The organism is Psychrobacter frigidicola (assembly GCF_007997305.1).
Lineage (GTDB): Bacteria > Pseudomonadota > Gammaproteobacteria > Pseudomonadales > Moraxellaceae > Psychrobacter > Psychrobacter frigidicola.
The window spans coordinates 58,323-79,838 of sequence record NZ_VORZ01000005.1; the positions used below are offsets into that span (position 1 = coordinate 58,323).

Below are 21,516 nucleotides of genomic sequence, written 5' to 3' on the forward strand. Positions count from 1 at the left end.
AGAGACGATTGTAGCATTCCTGTTGCCTCATGATTAGCAAGCATTTATACCAACCTTTTTACGCGCTATAATCACCGTTTGTTTTTAGGAAATAACATCATGTTTGCAATTGCTGAAAGTACTGTCACCAGCTGGGGACTGTATATTTTATTACCGGTATTTATTGCCTTCTTGTTTTTTATTATTTGGGACCTCTCCAAACAATCGGGGGCGGGGCGCGCGGGTACCTTTTGGATGTTTTTAGCCCTAGGTGCTGGTTTTATAGGATTTATACTCAAGATTCTAATAGAGATCGCCTTTAAAAAATGGTTTATTTAAAAATATCTATTTTTGTTATCGACCAAATTTCAAACTGCACTCTACAACCAACCTCTCAAACTAAAAACTTTAAACAGTGTAGGTTGTTTTACTTTTTAGCAATCAGTGTCGCTCGCTTGGGCGCTGGATGACCTTCAAGTGTTTTTGTGGTATCAGTTGGGTCTAAAAAATCTTGTAATGAGTGATAGGTCATCCAGTCCGTCTTGCGCTGTTCATTTGTCGACGTTACCTCCACATCGACGCAGCGTACATCAGAAAAACCGGCCTTCTCTAACCAGCCAATTAAGGCGTCAACCGACGGTAAAAAATAAACGTTATTCATCTGCGCATAACGGTCATGCGGTACTAATACCGTGTTGGCATCGCCGTCGACGACTAACGTCTCAAGTACCAATTCACCGCCTTTAACCAGCTGACCTTTGAGCTGCTGCAAATGCTCAAAGGGTGACTGCCGATGATAAAGTACCCCCATACTAAATACTGTATCAAACAACTGACTGTGCTCAGGTAAAGCCTCAAGCGGTACCGGAATATAATGGGTGCGGTAGTCGTCTGCTGCCCCTATAAAGTGCCGGATTGCCATAAACTGATGGTAAAACAAGCAGGAAGGATCAACGATAATCACAGTGTCTGCGCCCGCCCCTGCCATCCGCCAACCATGATAGCCAGAACCACCGCCCACATCGAGTACCCGTCGGCCTTTTAGAGTGCCCAAATGCGGTATCACTCGTTGCCATTTCCAATCACTGCGCCATTCGGTATCAATGATGATCGGCTCATGCGTATCGCTACCAATCTGAAAAGGGCCTTTACGCCATGGCATTAATTGTTTTAATAGTGCATAGGTTTGCTTGCGCTCAGAATCGCTTAGAACCGCATTAATGGTCAACCTATCACTATTTAACTCCACTGTATCAGCAGTAATATCAGGTAGCCTCGCTACCGCTGCCTGATAAGCTGGCGCATGAGCATAATTGGCTTTATCTTTGATACTGTTCAGCCATTCAGGTAACTGTGATAACCAGTCGTAGGCGCTTGGCTGCGTTTGTGCTAGCGCTAATAAGGTCAAATATAATTGACGTTCGGCGTGGATAATAGTGTCATTAATCATGAGAAAACAGATAGCCTAATGGTTAGGATAAAAACGGTAAAATAAAAATAGCCTTGGTTGAAAAGAGCTATCATAAAAACTGCTATTTAAAAGCGACAATAGAGACAAAGTTCAAAAACTGAAACCAAGTCAAATGACGCTCAAAACCAACCTCGCCCAAACGCGCATGATGTTCGTCCAAGGTATCAGTAATCAATACGTTTTCAAGCGCATTACGTTTGCCACTGATTTCCATTTCGGTATAACCATTAGCACGCTTGAAGTCGTAGTAGCGTTCAACCAGCCAAGCATCAGACTGCTCATCAAAAGCATGGGTCTTTTCGGTTAATACTAAAATACCACCTACGCTTAACGCTCCATAAATCTTCTCTAATACCGCAACTCTATCAGCGGCTGGTAAAAACTGTAACGTTAAATTTAAAATCACCATATCACAAGGTTCAAGTTCAAACTCTCTGATGTCAGCTGTGATAATTTCAATATCATGCTCAGGATAGTTATCACTTAACAAAGTACGGGCTTCTGTGGTCATTGCTGGAGAGATATCGACTGCTTTAATTTGTAAATCATGAGCGGCAAACTCACCTGCCAGCGCCATACTGGCTGCCCCAAGCGAGCAACCCAAGTCATAAATACGGCTAACACGGTGGCTCTGGCCATTACGCTCGTTTTGTTGACGATACTTACAATGCCGCCGCGCAAATATAGGAAGCATGGCTAATACTTGACCGTAGCCCGGCACGCTGCGGCGAATCATATCCGGAAAGCAAGCAACCACTTGCTCATCAAAGGAGAAGCGCGCGGCCTTATCAAGGGGCGTCGTAAATAACGTATCGTGCTTAATAGCTTTATTTTGGCTAGTGTCGTGATTAACAGTGTGATGTTCAATATCAGGGTCTGGCAAAGAAGTAGGTTTATCCATGAAATAACTCATTTATATACTTAGCAAAAGCACATTATAACATTACTGTTTGTTACTTATAATCACCTACCTGACTGCTAAGCTAAACGCATCATACTAAATAAAAATTTCTATAACTATAGGATAACATTATGCAAAACATCATATTAGGCGGTGGCTGTTTTTGGTGCACCGAATCTGTATTTTTATCGTTAAAAGGTGTCCAATCTGTTGTTTCAGGCTATATGGGCGGCGAAGCTACTACTGCCAATTATCAAGCGGTCTGCGGTGGAAATACTGGTCATGTTGAAGTTATCAATATTACGTTTGATGAATCATTTCTGCCTCTAGAAGTGCTATTAGATGTTTTTTTTGGCACGCATGATCCCACTACTAAAGACCGTCAAGGCAATGATGTGGGTAGCCAGTATCGCAGTGTTGTATATTATACGGATGAAAATCAAAAGCCTACCGTTGATCGCACGATTAACAAACTGCGAGATATGGGACTTAATATCGTCACTGAAGTCCATCCTGCCGTTGACTTTTATAAAGCTGAAGATGCCCATCAGGACTTCTTTAACAATAACCCTGGTCAAGCCTACTGCAACTTTGCTATTCCACCCAAGCTTGCCAAGTTACGTAAAGAATTTAGTCAATATATGACCAACTAGAACATCATCTTCTAGCTGGGCGGATAACTCACTTACAATAGAGAAATTTCATGAAAATTTTAGTGAGCATAGTGAGTTTAATCGCCTTGTTGCTAGTTTTGTTAGCGGGTCCTCTTCATAAATTCGGGTTTATTGATTTAGGGTCTGCATTCACAGGGTTTAAATTTGGCGTATATGCTGGTGTTGCAGCGCTGGTATTACTATTACTGCAAGTTGTGTTGATGCGTAAAACGGTGACCATTGGCAGTACAATAATGGTCATTGTATTCTCCGCCATTGCTATTGCACTACCCCTGAGTATGCTGAGTAAGGGAAAAAGTGTCCCGCCTATCCATGATATTTCAACCGATTTAGTGAACCCACCCAAGTTTGTGGCTATCGCACCGCTGCGAGCTGGTGCGCCAAATCCGGTAGAGTACGATGGCAGTGAGACCGCAGAGCAACAAGGTCAAGCGTACCCTGAACTTAAAACGCTTAGCTATCCGCAGCCAAAAGCTGAGTTAATAACCGCTATTGAACAAGCCGCTAAAAACTTAGACTGGGAACTGGTGAATACGAATGCTAATGAAGGTCTGATTGAGGCAACCGATACTACAGCATGGTTTGGTTTTAAAGATGACGTTGTGATACGTATTAACGATAAAGGCGACGCGCGCTTAGTCGATATTCGCAGTAAATCACGGGTTGGGGCTAGCGATTTAGGTAAAAATGCAGAGCGCATTGGTACTTTTATTAAAGAGCTGAACATAGTACTCGCAAAGTAGCTTCCATCTGAAAGTTGAATTGTCTGATATCTGAGAGCTCAATTGTCTCAAAATTTAATATTAACCAAAAGCCAAGTATCGCTATGCTTGGCTTTTTAGTAGCTATTATAATGTTAGTATCAACTAAATTTTTTATGATTTTTGACATAGAGCTAATTATTCATCGAGCCCTATCGCATAAGCCATTAATAGTTATAAAACTCGTCAATAATAAAAATTATTATAGATAAAGGTAATGATATGAACCCTGAATTTTGGCAAGAACGCTGGCAAGAGAAACGGATTGGTTTTAACCAGTCAGATGTGAATCCGCTATTAATAAAATATTTTACAGCTTTAGGTTTACCAGTCGGTAGCCGTGTCTTTGTGCCATTATGTGGTAAGTCAATCGATATGGTATGGCTAGCAGCTCAAGGGTATGACGTAGTTGGTATTGAATTGGTTGCATCGGCGGTGCAGGAATTCTTCGCCGAGCAAGGTATCAAACCTACGATAACTGAACCTACTGCTAACCCAGCTATCAAATGCTATCAAAGCTCGCTGTCTGGTCAAACGCTAGCATTATGGGTTGCTGATATTTTTGCGCTAACATCTGAGAATGTCGGTCACGTTGATGCAGTCTATGACAGAGCCGCCTTGATTGCTATGCCGGAAGATATGCGCCCAAAATATAGTGAACAAGTGCGAAATCTTAGCAGCGGGGTCGGTAGTGACAGTCATGATGCACCGCAACTATTATTGACGCTCAATTATGACCAGAGCAAACGCAATGGCCCGCCGTTTTCGATAAGTAGCGAGCAAGTCCAACAGTATTACAGTAATTATTATCAAGTTAATGAGCTTGAAGGTGAGTCATCAACTTTAAATGCCGCGCCAGAGATGGCAGTGACGGAGCATGTTTGGTTGTTGAGAGCAAACGGCTATTCTGCTTAAGATAGTTCTGATATCTTCCAAATACTGCTCGCAAGTTTCGCTAATTGTTTCTGACGGCTTTCAATACTGTCTTGACTCCATTCATTGTAGTGTTGATTCAAACGTTGAGGCATATGCAAACTACTTGTGTTATATATTTTCACCTTTTCCTGGTAAGATTGGTTTCCTACTACGCGATTTTTATTGGCTTCAAGTAAAATCATATTGCCTAACCGATATGTCAGTCCATCAATCTTGCTATCATCAATACTGCCCCATGACTCATCTGGATTTTCAGGTAGGATGTGCTCAATATTAAATTTATCATTATCTTCATCTATAGCTACCTGACTAGCTTTACTTTCAAACTCACATAAAATGTAACGAACAATCTTTTTATTACGATTGTCAGTAGTTTTTAACTGTTTAACACTGAAAGCGCTTTTAAAAACCTCATCATTAGGATAAATTTCATCTAATGCTTTAATAATTGATTGAGCTGAACCTAGTTGATTGCTATCGATTTTAATAGCTATGTTATTATAAAATCGTTCTTGCTCATTAGGTGGGTTATTACAAATCACGTTATAACGAAAAGATAGTATGCTTATTGCCCGTACAATTGATAAAAATCCTGCTCTATCACTCTCAAAAAACTTTTCATAGCTAGCAAGTAATACAGAAAAAGGCTGTTTGACTCGATACATACTCAACTGTTTTAAATACTTAGATTCTTCTACCCAACGTGCATCTTGAGTATCTTTGAGAGCAGTATAGGCATCAGCTGATAACTCAATCTGTTTGACCAACTCAAATGCTTCGCTTTTATTTCTAATATGCTTACGAATAGTCTTAAATAAATCTGTTTTGCGTATTAGCTTGTGGCTACTATTCCAATAAACTCGTAAGAATTCAGGAAAACTTTCACTCCCCAGTAATCTAATAATGCTTTCCCATCGTTCTTCTAAATGCTTTATTTGGCTATCATGTGGATCATCAACACTTGCTAGTGAAAAAAGATAGTTCTTTAATAAATCTGTAGAGGACAGTCGCACACCTCTTGCATTTAAAGTCTCAAAGACTTTGAACGCATTAAGTTCATCATTAACTGTAATAACAGTGAAAAACAACTTATCTACTAGTTCATCTAAAAACTGGGCGAAGTTTTGCCCACTATCGTTTTCCATACCAAACTTCTGCTTCAGTTTAATTTGAAACCAATTAAACGCTTTACGAATTCTGTGTTCAGAGGCATGTAAGCCACGCTGAGGTAGTTTATCTAATGTGATTAAATGGTTACGATAATATTTATCATTATGTCTGTTTAGCTGTAACATTGGTTTTTCAATAAGAGTAACGGGATCAGTATAGCCAATATAATTACTTTTTAATTGTTGTAATCGCTGTTCATTGCGCAAAGCATCAATATCATTGTTAACTAAATCTTTTAAAAGGCTTAATCCTGCTAAAATCATAATACTAAGCGTTGTTAGTCGTTGTTGACCGTCAATAATATCAAATTGCTTATTATTTGTAGTTTGTAATACAAGATAGCCCATATAGTGAGCAGATTCAGCATCTTCGCTGAACAAAGCTTCTATATCCTGCCACAGCTCATCCCATTCTACCTCCGACCATGAATAATCACGTTGAAAAGGTGGAACATGGTAACGCAACCCATTACCCAATAGTTGACGAAACGTACTATTTGTTGTATTGAAATTCATGGTCAAAATATAATCTCCTAGGCAAAATAAAGCCATAATAAAGTATTTTCAATACTATAAGACGTTACTGGTTTTATAGTATTGAAAATTATATTACTATTATTTTTACTTGATATGAACAGTATAGCAATGCTTATCTAAGTATTACGACCATCTAATGAAAGCAAATCGTTTTTCATATTATCAATCTGGCTGAAAAAACATAGTACGGTAGACTGGTAAAACAATATATTTTTCACATTAACCATAACCTTTTTTGAAAATCATAATCTCTAAACTCTCTTCCATCTTAAATCCACGTCAGCCTATAATAATTAAATACATCGATACCTTTTCTTTGTCGTTGATATTGGTTACTCTGAACCACACTTCTTACACTGATTTTTTGATCAACTAGTATCCTTTGAGGACTTCACAGATATGAGCCATCTTAATACCTATACCAGTTTAGCGGCCGCTATCGGACTTAGCTTAGCGACCATGAGCACCCAAGCTGCGGCACCTCCTGCCCCCAATCTATCAAATGCTGAATTTCAGCAATGCTTAAACACCCTTAAAAACAGCAGCCAATTCCGTGACATCTCGAACTCAACATTTGAGCGTTATCGTCCAAGTGAACCTGACCCAAGCGTTATTCAGTCACTCAACTATCAGCCTGAGTTTCAAAAAGATATTTGGGATTATTTATCAGTGTTGGTAGACAAAGAACGGGTAGACGATGGCATCCGCGCCAAGCGTCAGTGGTCAGATACGCTGAACCAGATTGAATCGCGGTATGGTGTCAAGTCTGATCATGTCTTAGGAGTATGGGGCGTTGAGTCTAACTTTGGGCAGACGCTGGGCAAAAAGCCCTTGTTTGAATCCTTAGCGACGCTATCGTGCTTTGATCGTCGCCAAAGCTACTTTCGCGGTGAATACGCTAATGCTTTGAAGATTGTACAAAACGGTGATATCGCCCCGAACGATATGACAGGCTCATGGGCCGGTGCCTTTGGGCAGACGCAGTTTATGCCCAGTACTTTTTTAGAGTTGGCCGTAGACTTTGACGGTGATGGTCGCCGTGACTTGGTTAATAGCGTGCCTGATGCCTTGGCCTCGACTGCAAATTTCTTATCCAAGCGTGGCTATCGTAATGGTGAAGCGTGGGGCTATGAAGTCAAACTGCCCAGCGGATATTGGGCGGCGTCCAATCGTAAAGATAAAAAGTCTATGAGTCATTGGCGCAGTCAAGGTTTAACATTGGCTAATGGCGGTACATTACCTTATGACTTGAGTAGTGCAGGCTTGTTAATGCCAGCAGGTAAAGACGGCCCTGCATTCTTAGTGGGTAAAAACTTCGATACTTTTTATTCTTATAATGCATCAGAGAGCTATGCACTCGCAATTGCGCATTTATCTGATTTGATTGCCAAGTCGGACAGCAGTAAGACTGACTTTATTACCGCATGGCCAACCAGCGACCCTGGTATCAGTCGCCAACAAGCTAAAGATATTCAGCAAGCGCTGTTAAATGCTGGCTACGATATTGGCGGCGTTGACGGCATTATTGGTGATAATACCCGTACTGCTATCCAGCAGTATCAGAACAGCCGTGGTATCTTCCCAGCTGATGGCCGTGCCGGACAGAACTTCCATCGCCTAATCGTTGGTAACTCTGAGCCTAGTAGCGCTACACCTCCTAACCAATACGGCAACCAGTATAATCAACCTACCAACAGCCGTCCTTTAATCCCCGCACCTGCAGATAGTATGGGACAGCTGATACAGCAACAAACGATTACTCCAAGGCCGCCTTCTTCTCCACAGCTGTCAGCGCAACCATCGAATTCAGCTAATATTCGTTATCGCCGTATGACTGATGCTGACGGTACTACGCGCTTGGTGCGTATAGATAATGGGGCGCAGTAAACGCGCACTATTTAAAAAATATTTTTATGACAATCGCTAAATACTTAATCTTACAGATTAATAAAAAACCACGCTAGCAGGCGTGGTTTTTTTTACTTGAATTTATTATGTCACCAAAATACTAGATGAACCATTTAAACGATTGGTGGTGGGTTAAGCTTCCCATTGTCACCGTCCCAGTTTTCACGAGCTTTATCATCGAGGTCTTCAGGTGTTTTGGGCTCCCACTTACCATTTTCTTTCCAAGTGGCGTTACCCCAATCGTCTTTTTCTTTGTCATCCCAATCGTTATAAGATTTGCTAGGATCAATACCGCGACGCTTCATATCAGCAACTTGCTCTTCTAACGTATGAAACTGTTCAGTATCATGCATCTTTTCTTCTAATTCCGTAATATTCTTTGTGAGCTCATCACGTTTTGAGTCATTCATTATATTCTCCTAAAATATTAAAATAGGTTGGTTGTTTTGTTTTAGTTAAGTCTGAAATAAAAGCGTTATCACTTAAACATTTCAACTTATTATAAGTATAGTTTTTTATAAATATAGTTAGCTATGTCGCTTATTATCATCAGTCTACCGCTATTTAACAACCGTTGACACGTATGCTTTATATTACAAAACGTAGCAGCTACGGGAAGCAGCTTTAAGAGTATAAGCGCAAAAAGGATTATGCGGTATTATAAAGCGCTCACAGTTTTAGACTGGCTGTCTTCATATATTTTCTTAGCATAAAAGGTCAGCTTCCAAAGCTCTTGTGATGTGCGGGAGCTAGAATTGGTCAGTTGTATCCAGTTGGCGGCAATTAATAAGCGCTGTAATTTTGACAAGTCGTTTTGGATTATTTGACAGCGCGAGACAGCGTGAACCTTCGGCATGAGCGCCTTAATACCATACTCAGCTCTAGTAGTGACGAGGCGATTGATGGCGCTTTGAAGACCGTAACTTGAAAAAGCTGAGGGGATTTTAACTAAGGTGCTTAATATCTCTTGCCATGTGCAGCTTAGGCTCATCGTTACATCAGTTAAATTGCCGCCCTCATAAGCTTGAGCGCCATATTGAAACTCAAACGTATCCGTCAAGTTTAGTGACTGATTTAAGCTGTCAAAGGCTTCGCTCACAGCAGGCTGACTGTCTACCTGTTTAATGCTTGGAATAGTAGACGACGAAGAAGTATGGGGAGGTGTGGGTAATGTAGCATTGGCTCGCGATGGAGAAGCATTTACAGTATTTTCTCGCACCCAGCTCAGTGCAGGATAGCGTTCAATCATATCCTCATAAGCGTGAATGAGCAGACGATCAATATCAGTCGTGCTGGTATACTCATAAATACCAATATTTTGCCGCTTAACCAGCCGTATAAACTCTTTGAGCTGCGGACTGACCTCAGTATTTTCTTGCTGAGTCTTAATTAGTATTAGCATAGGCTTGAGTTTGGCTTTAGCACTAAAATAGCTCAGGTGCATCTGACTAACACCGGTATTGTGCGTTGCCCCGTAGCTGTCTCCGATCACCACTACGGTATAGTCACTTTCTTCAATACATTGACGGCCATAGAGCGCGGCGCGCGGCAGTGCACTCGAGACATCATAGGTCAAAAACGCACGCGTCTGAAAAAATATTGCCACGCGATCTAATACAAGCGGCTGTTCGTTGGCCGCGCATATGACATGGATATGATAGCGTCGATTGGACAAAATGACCTCAGCTGCGATAATAACATCTAATAAATATCAATATTTTAAAATTATACGAGCCATAGCCTAGCACAATCTTAGCGTCACAAGCATGAATTATATCGAATTTTTACCCATAACCTTATTAAAACTAAGGATATTTATTATCTACTATTTTTGGCAGGTGCTAATTAAGTAATCAATAACTATTGTTTAGCTATACAACATAGTTTATCTGGGTTTGTGAACCAAGTAAACGGCGAACCAAGCCACTGAGCTTATAATCATATTTACTAGCGTAAAAAGTTAATGGATAGCGTGTATATTCAGAACAAATACCTGTCTGTTCTATCTGCATCAAGGTACTTTTTTTGGCAAGTAAATGGCGTTCGGCAAGTAGATACTGCACACGCGTAGCGATAGCAGAGCCTGAATCGATTATTTGCATCGACAGCTGTCGCGCATTAATTTCATAAGTTAAAAAATCTTTAAAAAATGGATAATGAGTGCAACCCAATACCAAATAATCAACATTTTCATCAGCAAAATGCTTTACTTGCTGACGTAAACGTTGGGCAGTGTCCGTAGTGGTTGGCATGCCAGCTTCTACCCACGGTACTAACATCGGGTCAAAATACTTAGTCACTATCGTGTTATTAGGGGCTGCAATGTTAGTAATGACTTGGTTAAGTAGCGTGCCATTTAAGGTAGCTTTAGTGGCCAATACTGCCACATGACCACTTTGGCTATCAAGTACAGCAGGTTTCAGCGCTGGTACTAAGCCTACAATAGGCATCTGAGGATAATGGCGACGAGCCGCGTCTAACGCATGGGCAGAGGCGCTATTACAGGCAATAACAATCAACTTGCAGCCTTGCTGATATAACCACTCTACCGCTATCAAAGTCAATGCTTCAATATCGTCGCTGTCTCGGTTGCCATAAGGTACATGCAGGGTATCGGCGTAATAAACATAACGCTCAGCCGGTAGCTGCTGTGCCAAATGCTTATAAACGGATAACCCACCAACCCCAGAGTCAAACAACCCAATTGGCGCAGTGCAGTCTTGATTCCTCAGGCCATCATACATGGTAGAAAAACTGGTAGAGGTTAGCGCTTCCGACTTCATATGTGACTCAACCTACCAAAAGGATATGAAAAAGCCTTATTTTAGCACCCTTTATTATTGATGCCGTCATAAGTTGAGGTCTATTAAGTATATAAAATCAGCTAGCTGGCATTGAAACTTTATAAGACTTGCCGCCACTTTGTAACGTTAGTATGGTGTTGCCGTTTTGCTCGGTTAAATCGCCGATTTCTGTCAGATGATAAAACGCATTGCGACCGATAAGTGCCATCAGGCCGTTACGAACCAGCATATAAGGGCGTACTTGTGGCTCAGACAATGACTGTTGTGCTTCTTGCGCAATAGATTGATAAGCGCGTAAGACAATTTGATGGTCTTCATCCAAGCGCACCACATCACCAGTGGTCGTCGTAAATTCAAGCCAGCTTATATTTTCTTCACTGATGATACCGACATCATTAATTAATAACGGCACATCCTCCACTACAATACGGAGCATTTGTACGGGCGTTTTTAAAAAGTATTCACTAGTACCGTTATTGTCTTCTTTCCATAAAATAGTGGCGAATAAGCTCACCAACGACTCACGAGTTATCTGCCTGCCTTCATGCCACCATTCACCGTTGGCTTTGATTACCAAATCCATATCAGCAATTTGTTCAGGATGCCAGTTTTCAAGGGGCGGTATGGACCGACCTTGACGCGTGCTAGCAGTGGATTTAAAGTACTGATCGAGCGCATCAACGCTATTTAGGCTATGTACCGAATCTTGTGCGCTATTTGCAACATTAGTTCCATCAGTCATGACACCATCTCCTAGTATTAACCAAAGTTTGCCGTATCCAGCATTACTATTCATTTTAGTTTCGGGTATGATAAAGCAAGACAAATAATAGTTGCGTATCATATCCATTTTACTTTAACACTGGTATTGAGAAATGCGTGTCGTGTTTGTAAGTCTTTTCTTTTATAATAAGTAATGGTTTTTTATTAAAATAGCCGGATAGGTGTTGTTTTAATTGTCCTTTTTACGTTATATACTGCTATGATTTCACTGCTAATTCCAAACCTCATTTTTTCAAAAACACTGTTTTCATAGTATTCCATAATAACGTTGTCAATTGTTGCCATTATGAAGAACGTTTTTATCGGGCAGCCACATGTCTCAACGTAATTGGCAGTGCAAGCTTCATTATTCAATTGCCCTGCTAACGATATTCGCAGATTAGCCACTAAGATCTTAGGAGTAGGTATGCAAGAGCAAGACAATCAAACGCCGGTCCTTGATGCTGATACCATCAATACTGCAATGCCAGTCATGGACGAGTCAACAGACTTAAATAAAGACAGTGCTACTGAAGACGTGGTCGTTGAAAAAGCAGTGGTTGAAGAAGCGCCACAGCTTGAAGAGACGCCACAACCTATTGCTACTGAACCAGAAATTGAGCGTGAGTCAATGGAATTCGATGTCCTTATCGTCGGTGGTGGCCCTGCAGGTTTATGTGCAGCCATTCGTTTGCGCCAACTCGCGATTGCAGCAGGTAATGATGAGTTTACGGTATGTCTGGTCGAAAAAGGCTCCGAGTTTGGGGCGCATACTTTGTCAGGGGCAGTTATTGAGACCCGTGCCTTAGACGAGCTGATTCCTGATTGGAAGAAGAAAGGCGCACCCATAAACGTGCCAGCGCGTGAAGACCGCGTATATATGCTGGGTTCTGCGACGAAGACTACCAAACTTATTGATTCTGTTATCCCTGAGAGCCTGCATAATAAAGGCAATTACATTGTCTCCCTTGCTAACGTCGTACGCTGGCTCGCTCAGCAAGCCGAAGAGTTAGAAGTGATGATGTTCCCAGGTTTCTCAGCGGCTGACATTTTATATAACGACAATGGCTCAGTCAGAGGCGTCTTGACCGGTGACATGGGTATCGCTGCAAGCGGTGACGCTAAGCCCAGCTTTGAGCCCGGTTATGAGCTATTGGCCAAATACACTATTTTTGCTGAAGGCAGCCGCGGTCATTTAGGCAAACGCTTAATCAGCCGCTTTAATCTTGATAAAGACTGTGACCCTCAGCATTATGGCATCGGCCTAAAAGAGCTATGGGAAATTACCCCTGAAAAACATGAAGAAGGTGTGGTCATGCATGGTTCGGGCTGGCCGCTCAGCGAGACCGGTTCTACTGGTGGGTGGTGGTTATACTTTGATGAGAACAACCAAGTCAGCTTTGGTCTGATTGTTGATCTGTCTTACTCCAACCCTTACATGTCGCCTTTTGACGAATTACAACGCTTGAAATTGCATCCACTGATTCGCAATATCTTAGAAGGTGGCAAGCGCCTCTCTTATGGCGCGCGCTCGCTTACCAAAGGCGGCTTAAACTCTTTACCAAAATTCACCTTCCCAGGTGGAGTGCTGGTAGGTGATGAAGCAGGGTTCTTAAACCCTGCCAAAATTAAAGGCACGCATACGTCGATGAAGTCGGGAATGCTCGCAGCCGAAGCTATTTATGAGGCGTTGCAAGCTGAGCGTCAGCATGATGAAGTTACTGAATATACGACTATGTATGAAGATTCTTGGTTGTATGAAGACAATCATGCGGCACGTAACTTCGCTCCAGCCATGCATCGCATGGGCACATGGATGGGCGGTGCCTTTAACTTTATTGAACAGAATATGCTCGGCGGTAAAATGCCACTGACTATTCATGATAGTTTATACGACTACAATCAGCTTGAGCGTGCCGACCATGCCTATTCTCCGGACTATCCTAAGCCTGATGGCAAGCTGGTTTTTGATAAGCTCTCGTCCGTATTTATCTCTAATACCAATCATGCAGAAGATCAGCCGACGCATTTGAAACTGACGGATCCTACCGTGCCAATTTCGATTAATCTGCCATTGTATGCAGAACCAGCACGTTTATACTGCCCAGCTGGTGTCTATGAAGTGGTCAAAGATGCAGAAGGGGCTAAGTTTGTTATCAATGCGCAAAACTGTGTGCATTGTAAAACTTGTGACATTAAAGACCCTTCACAGAACATTACTTGGGTTACGCCAGAAGGCGGCGGCGGTCCTAACTATCCTAATATGTAAGCATAAAATATAGTAGTATGAATTGCTCGTAGTAAAAAACCGCCCTTAGCTAAAATAGCTAAGGGCGGTTTTTTTAACCTTAAAAGTTAAGGCAGTCGTTCAGTAAGAAGAACTCTTTAATCTTCCCATGCATCACGGTTGGCCTCATTTTTAAGCTTTACAAAATCATCAGGATGAAATTTAATTTGGTCACCCGTTTTACCTTCTTTAAGCTGGCGCTCATAATCTCGTAGAATTCTAAGGGCCACTGGCGACAAGAGAACAATTGCTGTTAAGTTGGTCAGTGCCATCAGACCCATCGATAAGTCAGCAAAGTTCCAGATAGCAGGTAAACTGGCAACGGCACCAACAAATACCATGCCAAGTACCAAGAAACGGAACACCATAATCATAACTTTGGCATTCTTTTCACCAGAAATAAATTCTAGATTCGACTCACCATAACTGTAGTTGGCAATAATAGAGGTAAACGAGAAGAAGAAAATCGCAATGGCCACAAAGATAACGCCCATATCACCAACATATTGCGATAGCGCTAACTGAGTCAGCTGAATCCCTTCTTGCTCAACACTTGGATTGACCACACCGGAGAGAATAATAATAGAAGCTGTCGCCGTACAAATCACAAGCGTATCTATAAACACACCCAGCATTTGCATAAAACCTTGCACCGCTGGATGATCCGGATAGCTTTGTGCTGTTGCCGCCGCATTAGGGGCTGACCCCATACCCGCTTCGTTAGAGAACAAACCACGCTTAATACCGTTAATCATTGCCTGCGCAATACCATAACCAATAACCCCACCGGCAGCCTGTTCAAACCCGAATGCCGACTTTACAATTAAGGCAATCGCTGATGGAAATTGGCTAAAGTTAGTTACGATAATATATAACGCCAATAAAATATATAAAATTGCCATCACGGGTACGACTTTACCCGCAATACGGGCAACCGAGCGCAAACCGCCAAATACTACTGGCGCAACCAACACGACCAATAGGACACCAGTCATCCACGTCGGCACGCCAAACGCTTCATTGGTAGCTTGTGCAATCGTATTTGACTGTACACCATTGAATGCCAAACCAAAGGCAATCAGTAGACAAATCGAGAAAAATACCGCCATCCAGCGCTGACCTAAGCCTTTTTCAATATAATAGGCAGGGCCACCACGATACACATTATCAGTATGTGGCACTTTATACGCTTGTGCCAATGTAGACTCAATGAAACTGGTCGACATACCTACTATTGCTGTCATCCACATCCAAAATACAGCCCCAGGCCCCCCTAAGTAAATAGCAATGGCCACCCCTGCTAAGTTACCAGTACCGACGCGCGCCGCTAAAGAGGTCATTAGCGCTTCAAATGAGCTGATACCCCCATCTTTACGTCCCTGATTAGACGTCCGTAATAATTGCCACATATGTCCAAAATGGCGGAACTGCATAAAACGCGTCGCAATTGTAAAATAAACACCCGCGCCAATGAGCACGAACATCAATAGCCCATACCACGGATTACTGGCAATCAGCCAATCATTATTGCCCCAAATGATGCTTACACCGTAGTTCACTACACTGTTAAACCAACCTGCTAACCCCTCACCCATACTACCCTCTCACTTTTTATATTTTGTATTTCACACAGTCTAGATACTATTGTTAGTATCGTTAGATACCCTTGTTGTTAATATCAACACTCCACCAATAACAGTTGCTTAATTTTGAACATTGCAGTTGATATTTTTCCTTACAAACAATAAGAAGCATGTTGTTACACTTTACTGTTGTGCCTTATTTATAGACTCCATTCTGTCTATTGCTCATTTTACTCTTTAAATAAAGATTTATTAGAATCTATTATATTCAAAATACGATATATCGCAAAGCCATAGTATGACTAAGGTCTTTATACTATGATGTTAGTAGGTAGAGCGTTATGTTGCTAACTATAGAAGCATTTGCCATGTCTATTAACATAAAGACATTATAGTTTCTACTACCTGAATATTTAGTTACACAAAGTAAAGTAAAATTACTTATTGTTAAATGAATAAATTTTGTATATATTCCTAATAAGACGATAGCTATCATTTTATAGGTTATCAGTCTAAAAATGATATCGTTAGGAAGACGATAGAAGTAACAAGACAGTGGAATGTCATTCCCCACCGACCTTCCTTAACGTATACCAAACTACCCCCTACGATAATTTTGATTAAAGCTATAAATATGTAAAATTATAAAGTTACTGATTTAATTTTTAAGTAATAGCTCAGAACTTGTTCAATTTATTGGTAATGTTGGTTAGTGATACAAATTGGTTATTTTTATTTAGTAGTCTATAAAGCAAATTTTATGAGCGTAATACATAAATAATATTGCACTCTGATATAGACGCTAAGCCACAATCACTTATGAGATTCGAACCAATGATTTTATTTTTATGTCAGGCAAAAGGAGTTGTCCCATGGAGAACCACAACGATCCATCCGGTTATTGGCGAGCCAATGTCCGTCTTATTATAGGTAGCCTAATCGTTTGGGCCCTATGTTCATATGGTTTTGGCATTTTATTACGTCCATTATTGGCAGGTATTAAGATAGGCGGTACTGATTTAGGCTTTTGGTTCGCTCAGCAAGGATCCATTGGGGTCTTTATCATCTTAATCTTCTTCTATGCATGGCGCATGAATAAGTTAGATAAACAATATGGCGTAGACGAGGAATAGACCTATGAGTCAATTTACGATTAATATCATTTTTGTGAGTCTATCCTTCATTTTATACTTCGGTATTGCGTGGTGGGCGCGCGCAGGTTCGACTAGTGAGTTCTATGTCGCAGGCGGCGGCGTGCATCCTGTAGTGAACGGTATGGCGACAGCCGCTGACTGGATGAGTGCTGCGTCATTTATTTCAATGGCAGGTATCCTTGCCGCTGGTGGTTATGGTGCATCGGTATACTTAATGGGTTGGACGGGTGGTTACGTTCTACTGGCCATGCTCCTTGCACCTTACTTACGTAAGTTTGGTAAGTTCACGGTTCCTGACTTTATTGGTGACCGTTTTTATTCCAAAACTGCTGCCATGGTAGCCGTGGTGTGTTTGATTCTAGCGTCAACTACTTATGTTATCGGTCAGATGACAGGTGCCGGTGTTGCATTCTCACGCTTCTTAGAAGTTGATAACACGACTGGTTTAATTATTGCGGCTGTCGTTGTATTCTTCTACGCGGTACTTGGTGGTATGAAAGGGATTACATACACGCAGGTTGCGCAGTATGTGGTTCTAATGATTGCTTATACGATTCCTGCGGTATTTATTTCACTTGAATTGACGGGCAACCCGATCCCAGGTCTGGGCTTGTTCTCAAATGATGTTCAAACAGGTATACCGATTTTAACCAAGCTTGACCAAATCGTCACTGATCTAGGTTTTACCGCTTATACTGCTGATGTACCTAACAAGCTAAATATGGTGCTATTTACTTTATCACTTATGATTGGTACAGCAGGTTTACCCCACGTTATCATTCGCTTCTTCACGGTTCCTAAAGTTGCTGATGCACGTTGGACAGCTGGTTGGACATTGGTCTTCATCTCGCTACTGTACTTTACTGCTCCAGCAGTAGGTGCTATGGCGCGTCTAAACCTAGTTGACACTATCTATCCACAAGGTGTTGAAGAAGCTCCTCTTGCTTATGAGCAGCGTCCAGACTGGATGAAGACTTGGGAAGATACTGGCCTTATAAAGTATAACGACCTAAATAACGATGGTCTTATTCAGTTATATAGTGATAGTGGTCTTGGCGTAGCTGAGCTTGCATTAGCTACTGCACAAGCTGATGGCGGCGATGTCACCGCAGCAACAGCAGCAGTAGAAAAAGCACAAGCAGAACATGCCTTAGAACGTGACGGCGTCTTCGTTGATAGAGGCTGGGCAGGTAATGAGCTTGATGTCAACGTCGACATCATAGTATTGGCTAACCCGGAAATTGCTCAGTTACCACCATGGGTCATCGGTCTTATCGCCGCAGGTGGTTTGGCAGCAGCACTATCCACAGCAGCTGGCCTACTACTCGCTATCTCCTCAGCGATCAGTCATGACTTGATTAAACGTAACCTTAATCCAAACATTAGTGATGCAGGCGAGCTAAAAGTAGCGCGTATCACTATGGGTATTGCGATTGTGGTTGCCACATGGTTAGGTATTAATCCACCAGGATTTGCCGCACAGGTGGTTGCATTAGCCTTTGGTATTGCAGGTGCTTCACTGTTCCCTGCACTTATGATGGGTATCTTCTCTAAGCGTATTAACAACCTTGGCGCTATCGCTGGTATGTTAACGGGTCTGATTAGTATCTTAGTATATATCTTCGTATTCAAAGGCTGGTTCTTCATCAGTGGCACTGCAAACTTCCCTGATACTGAAGAGTACTGGTTGTTTGGTATTTCACCATTATCATTCGGAGCGGTTGGTGCATTACTTAACTTTATCGTAGCATTTGCTGTCTCTTATGCTACTGCGCCACCACCATTACATATCCAAGAGCTCGTTGAGAGCGTACGTTCTCCACGTGGTGCTGGCGGTGCAGTCGACCACTAAGCCACTAAATGTGACGTCTCCTCTGTTACTATATATCACTCACAGGCAGCAGCTGCTTGTGAGTGATTTTTTTATCCTATCGTTGTTATAAAATATTTTTTATGGCAAGTTAATGCTTTGTTAACTGTGTCTATCACGTTAAGGATACGTCTTATGCTTTATGAGTTTATCGCTACCATAGCCGCTGGATTTGGCTTAGCGGGAATAGCACTTATTATCACTCACCTTAGTAAATTGTCAGGTAGACGCGCGCCCAAGTGGCTTATTCCCTTGTTCGGAGCTGCTGGTATCTTTGGTTTTCAAATCCATCAAGAATATAACTGGTACGATCAGGAAGTCGCTCAGCTACCTAAAGGCGTCACCGTTATTAAAAAGGTTGAAGAAAGCACTTGGTTTCGACCATGGTCATATGTAAAGCCACAAACATTGCGCTTTATAGCCGCGGATAGCGGAAATGCTCGTCCTAATGCAGATAATAAAGACATTTATTTAGTTAATTTATATTTATTTGAAAGACGTAGAAGTGTGCAACAAGTGCCACAAGTTATTGACTGTGCTGCACCTGCACGTGCAGACTATGTGTTACAAGAAAAAGGCAGTCAGCTAACCATTGATGAGCACGTCAAGCAAACGACTAAGTGGCGACCGCTTGCCACAGATGATCCCTTATTCATCAGCGTATGTGCTAATAACGCTTAGATATGCCTGTATAAGCATGCTTTGAATTCGCTCCTATTAACAATCCGGCGCATAGACCACCAAAATGCGCCGCGAATGAGATACCCTGCTGCGGCATCAAGCCTTGTTTAATAGTAAGCCAATACCCTGCTCCCATGACAATACAGGCAAGTAAGTACCCCCAACGCCGCGCAAATATAGCCCCACCTATCATAAAACCCAGCATTGCAAAACAAAGCCCTGACGCCCCAATATGAATAGAAAGTGGTGAGCCTAGCAGCCATGTCATGACTCCTGAAGCAATGATCAGTTTAGCAATAGTGCGATAAGCATTATTCTCAAACAGTCCAAACAAAAATAATATCTGCAAGAGTACAAAGGTGTTGCTTATTAAATGAGCAAAATTACCGTGCATTGTCCATGAAGCGAAAACGCCAATAATACTGCCTAAATCGAGGGTACGTGGAACAATACCAAAAATATTCCATAACCCAAATAGTGCTATCTCATTGAGAAAAAACATTCCCCACATCGGCAGTAATACAAAAGCATATGAGCCAATAACCTGCTTTAAACGCACCATAATTAGCGATAACCACTGTTGCCAGTTCATACGTAGCCTTTCATTTCTATAGAGACACTGAATTTTTACACTAGTATTTTAATAATTTTTGAAACAAAAACTATTAATTTCATAAATAAAAGATATATCCTAATTATTAGCTGCAAACAGGCTTTGCTTCGCTGGACTAAAGGTCAGTGAGGAGGCAGTTTTAGCAGTCGATAACAGGCTATCAGCATGCAGTAATGAAGTGGAATGGTAAGGTACTAAAGCAGTAGGCACAAAGTTACGCGCGGCATCAATATGTTTAACAGAATCATCAAAAAAGATATGTGGTGCAAAGGTTTTAAGTACCGCCGTTTTTTCAAGTCCACCTAAAAAAAATGCCATATCAACGTCTACGCCCCACTCACGTAACGTCTTGATAGCTCGCAGATCAGCAGGTGCATTACGCGCTGTGACCAAAGCAATTTTTATTGGACAATGCTCAACACGTGCAGGCAGTCGCTCTTGTAATTTGGATAACTTTATTAATAGCTCTGCATAAGGACCTTTCTCGATAGGCAAATCACGCATTTGTGTTTCTCGCTCATGGAAAGCACGTAACCCTTTTTGTTTATACAGCAATTCTCCTGAATCATCAAACAGTACCGCATCCCCATCGAAAGCTATACGCAACTGTTCAGTATCGAGAGTATAAGTATTAACAGGAGTAGCATCAAGAATAGCGCAAGCACAAATATCAGCATCAGCAACTTGCTGAGCATCCCCACGATTTGTAGTTAGAAACAGGTCGATATTAAAATCGGCAATATAGGGTGCAACCAGACTACCTGAAATAAAAGCGGAGCGTGAGATATTAAGTCCATGTTCACGAATGGCATTGAGTACTTGAATGCCAGTATCCGGACTACTTTTCGAGACAATAACCACTTCAACTAATGGCGCCTCAGTATCAGAGTTCTCCGTAATGCAATCATTACAATATTTATTGAGATTCAATAAGGCTTTAATAAGAGGAAAACCTGCACCAATGGTTAATGGGTCATTTTCACGCTCAGCCATATAATCACGAAAATCTTTAACCGCATCTGCGGGACTATGTTCTATAAGTTGTAGAAGATGATTTTCTGATTCTGATAAATCAAATAATGCCGTTGCCGATATGGCAACAATTAAAGTGTTAGTAAAATCGACTGCCATGACTTTTTATTCTCTGTTAAGTATTATTTTTTGAAATTACCGACCATTAGTCTACCAACTAAACTATGATACGTAAGTAGACTTTTCAATATTATTTAAGTTTAACCCAAAGAAAACCCCCTTGCACATAAGCGCAAGGGGGTTTATCTTTAGAATAGAGAGCTGACGATGACCTACTCTCACATGGGCGAACCACACTACCATCGGCGCTATGATGTTTCACTTCTGAGTTCGGTAAGGGATCAGGTGGGGCCATCATGCTATGGTCGTCAGCAAAGGGGGTTAGATATGAGTC

The 21,516-nt window shown here is 41.6% G+C and carries 19 protein-coding genes and 1 rRNA gene; 9 read left to right on the forward strand and 11 right to left on the reverse strand.

Going from position 1 to position 21,516, the window contains the following annotated elements; genetic code table 11:
• The first annotated feature begins 99 nt into the window (after window positions 1-99).
• Complete coding sequence (locus tag ES754_RS11920) at window positions 100-318, forward strand: DUF2788 domain-containing protein (protein WP_147224425.1); 219 nt, start codon at window positions 100-102, stop codon at window positions 316-318.
• A gap of 88 nt (window positions 319-406) precedes the next feature.
• On the opposite strand, the gene cmoB is transcribed toward ES754_RS11920, so the two are convergent.
• Complete coding sequence (gene cmoB / locus ES754_RS11925) at window positions 407-1,429, reverse strand: tRNA 5-methoxyuridine(34)/uridine 5-oxyacetic acid(34) synthase CmoB (RefSeq protein WP_147224426.1); 1,023 nt, start codon at window positions 1,427-1,429, stop codon at window positions 407-409.
• An 82-nt stretch (window positions 1,430-1,511) separates the two neighbouring features.
• On the reverse strand, window positions 1,512-2,351 hold the full coding sequence (gene cmoA, locus ES754_RS11930) for a carboxy-S-adenosyl-L-methionine synthase CmoA (protein WP_147224427.1): 840 nt from the start codon (window positions 2,349-2,351) through the stop codon (window positions 1,512-1,514).
• A gap of 131 nt (window positions 2,352-2,482) precedes the next feature.
• On the opposite strand from cmoA, the gene msrA reads away from it, so the two are divergent.
• From msrA to tmpT, 3 genes are all read left to right on the forward strand, one after another.
• A complete protein-coding gene (msrA, locus tag ES754_RS11935) occupies window positions 2,483-3,004 on the forward strand; it encodes a peptide-methionine (S)-S-oxide reductase MsrA (RefSeq protein WP_147224428.1) in 522 nt (173 codons plus the stop codon).
• 50 nt (window positions 3,005-3,054) lie between these two features.
• The gene (locus ES754_RS11940; protein ID WP_147224429.1) at window positions 3,055-3,768 is read left to right on the forward strand and encodes a DUF1499 domain-containing protein; all 714 of its coding nucleotides are present in this window, start codon (window positions 3,055-3,057) and stop codon (window positions 3,766-3,768) included.
• Between the two features lie 240 nt (window positions 3,769-4,008).
• Window positions 4,009-4,701, forward strand: coding sequence for a thiopurine S-methyltransferase (gene tmpT, locus ES754_RS11945; RefSeq protein WP_147224430.1), 693 nt, complete (start codon window positions 4,009-4,011; stop codon window positions 4,699-4,701).
• On the opposite strand, the gene ES754_RS11950 is transcribed toward tmpT, so the two are convergent.
• Complete coding sequence (locus ES754_RS11950) at window positions 4,698-6,407, reverse strand: DUF262 domain-containing protein (RefSeq protein ID WP_201538805.1); 1,710 nt, start codon at window positions 6,405-6,407, stop codon at window positions 4,698-4,700. The two genes, tmpT and ES754_RS11950, sit on opposite strands and share 4 nt — an antisense overlap.
• 420 nt (window positions 6,408-6,827) lie before the next feature.
• Between ES754_RS11950 and ES754_RS11955 the strand changes: the two genes are divergently transcribed.
• The gene (locus ES754_RS11955) at window positions 6,828-8,315 is read left to right on the forward strand and encodes a lytic murein transglycosylase (protein ID WP_147224431.1); all 1,488 of its coding nucleotides are present in this window, start codon (window positions 6,828-6,830) and stop codon (window positions 8,313-8,315) included.
• A gap of 134 nt (window positions 8,316-8,449) precedes the next feature.
• Here the strand turns inward: ES754_RS11955 and ES754_RS11960 are convergent, their stop codons facing one another.
• The 4 genes from ES754_RS11960 to ES754_RS11975 form a co-directional block, all read right to left on the reverse strand.
• Window positions 8,450-8,746, reverse strand: coding sequence for a hypothetical protein (locus ES754_RS11960; RefSeq protein WP_147224432.1), 297 nt, complete (start codon window positions 8,744-8,746; stop codon window positions 8,450-8,452).
• A 248-nt stretch (window positions 8,747-8,994) separates the two neighbouring features.
• Window positions 8,995-10,011 carry a DUF4062 domain-containing protein gene (locus ES754_RS11965; protein ID WP_147224433.1) on the reverse strand — a complete coding sequence of 339 codons (1,017 nt, stop codon included), beginning with the start codon at window positions 10,009-10,011 and terminating at the stop codon, window positions 8,995-8,997.
• 196 nt (window positions 10,012-10,207) lie between these two features.
• On the reverse strand, window positions 10,208-11,080 hold the full coding sequence (murI, locus tag ES754_RS11970) for a glutamate racemase (protein WP_420825352.1): 873 nt from the start codon (window positions 11,078-11,080) through the stop codon (window positions 10,208-10,210).
• Window positions 11,081-11,216: 136 nt separating this feature from the next.
• Entirely contained in the window at window positions 11,217-11,882 is a 666-nt protein-coding gene (locus ES754_RS11975) for a DUF1285 domain-containing protein (protein ID WP_147224435.1), read from the reverse strand.
• 651 nt (window positions 11,883-12,533) lie between these two features.
• Between ES754_RS11975 and ES754_RS11980 the strand changes: the two genes are divergently transcribed.
• Window positions 12,534-14,171 carry an electron transfer flavoprotein-ubiquinone oxidoreductase gene (locus ES754_RS11980; RefSeq protein WP_147224446.1) on the forward strand — a complete coding sequence of 546 codons (1,638 nt, stop codon included), beginning with the start codon at window positions 12,534-12,536 and terminating at the stop codon, window positions 14,169-14,171.
• A gap of 116 nt (window positions 14,172-14,287) precedes the next feature.
• Here the strand turns inward: ES754_RS11980 and ES754_RS11985 are convergent, their stop codons facing one another.
• Window positions 14,288-15,784 carry an alanine/glycine:cation symporter family protein gene (locus ES754_RS11985; RefSeq protein ID WP_147224436.1) on the reverse strand — a complete coding sequence of 499 codons (1,497 nt, stop codon included), beginning with the start codon at window positions 15,782-15,784 and terminating at the stop codon, window positions 14,288-14,290.
• A gap of 860 nt (window positions 15,785-16,644) precedes the next feature.
• Between ES754_RS11985 and ES754_RS11990 the strand changes: the two genes are divergently transcribed.
• From ES754_RS11990 to ES754_RS12000, 3 genes are all read left to right on the forward strand, one after another.
• Complete coding sequence (locus tag ES754_RS11990) at window positions 16,645-16,905, forward strand: DUF4212 domain-containing protein (RefSeq protein ID WP_147224437.1); 261 nt, start codon at window positions 16,645-16,647, stop codon at window positions 16,903-16,905.
• Between the two features lie 4 nt (window positions 16,906-16,909).
• Window positions 16,910-18,778, forward strand: coding sequence for a sodium:solute symporter family protein (locus tag ES754_RS11995; protein WP_147224438.1), 1,869 nt, complete (start codon window positions 16,910-16,912; stop codon window positions 18,776-18,778).
• Between the two features lie 153 nt (window positions 18,779-18,931).
• On the forward strand, window positions 18,932-19,477 hold the full coding sequence (locus ES754_RS12000) for a hypothetical protein (RefSeq protein WP_147224439.1): 546 nt from the start codon (window positions 18,932-18,934) through the stop codon (window positions 19,475-19,477).
• Here the strand turns inward: ES754_RS12000 and ES754_RS12005 are convergent.
• The 3 genes from ES754_RS12005 to rrf all read right to left on the reverse strand — a co-directional run bounded on the left by ES754_RS12005 (window position 19,464) and on the right by rrf (window position 21,495).
• Window positions 19,464-20,069, reverse strand: a complete 606-nt coding sequence (locus tag ES754_RS12005; RefSeq protein ID WP_147224440.1) for a rhomboid family intramembrane serine protease — start codon at window positions 20,067-20,069, stop codon at window positions 19,464-19,466. The genes ES754_RS12000 and ES754_RS12005 overlap by 14 nt on opposite strands.
• Window positions 20,070-20,168: 99 nt before the next feature.
• Entirely contained in the window at window positions 20,169-21,221 is a 1,053-nt protein-coding gene (locus tag ES754_RS12010; RefSeq protein ID WP_147224441.1) for a 5'-nucleotidase, read from the reverse strand.
• A 160-nt stretch (window positions 21,222-21,381) separates the two neighbouring features.
• Window positions 21,382-21,495, reverse strand: a 5S ribosomal RNA gene (rrf, locus tag ES754_RS12015).
• Window positions 21,496-21,516 lie beyond the last annotated feature (21 nt).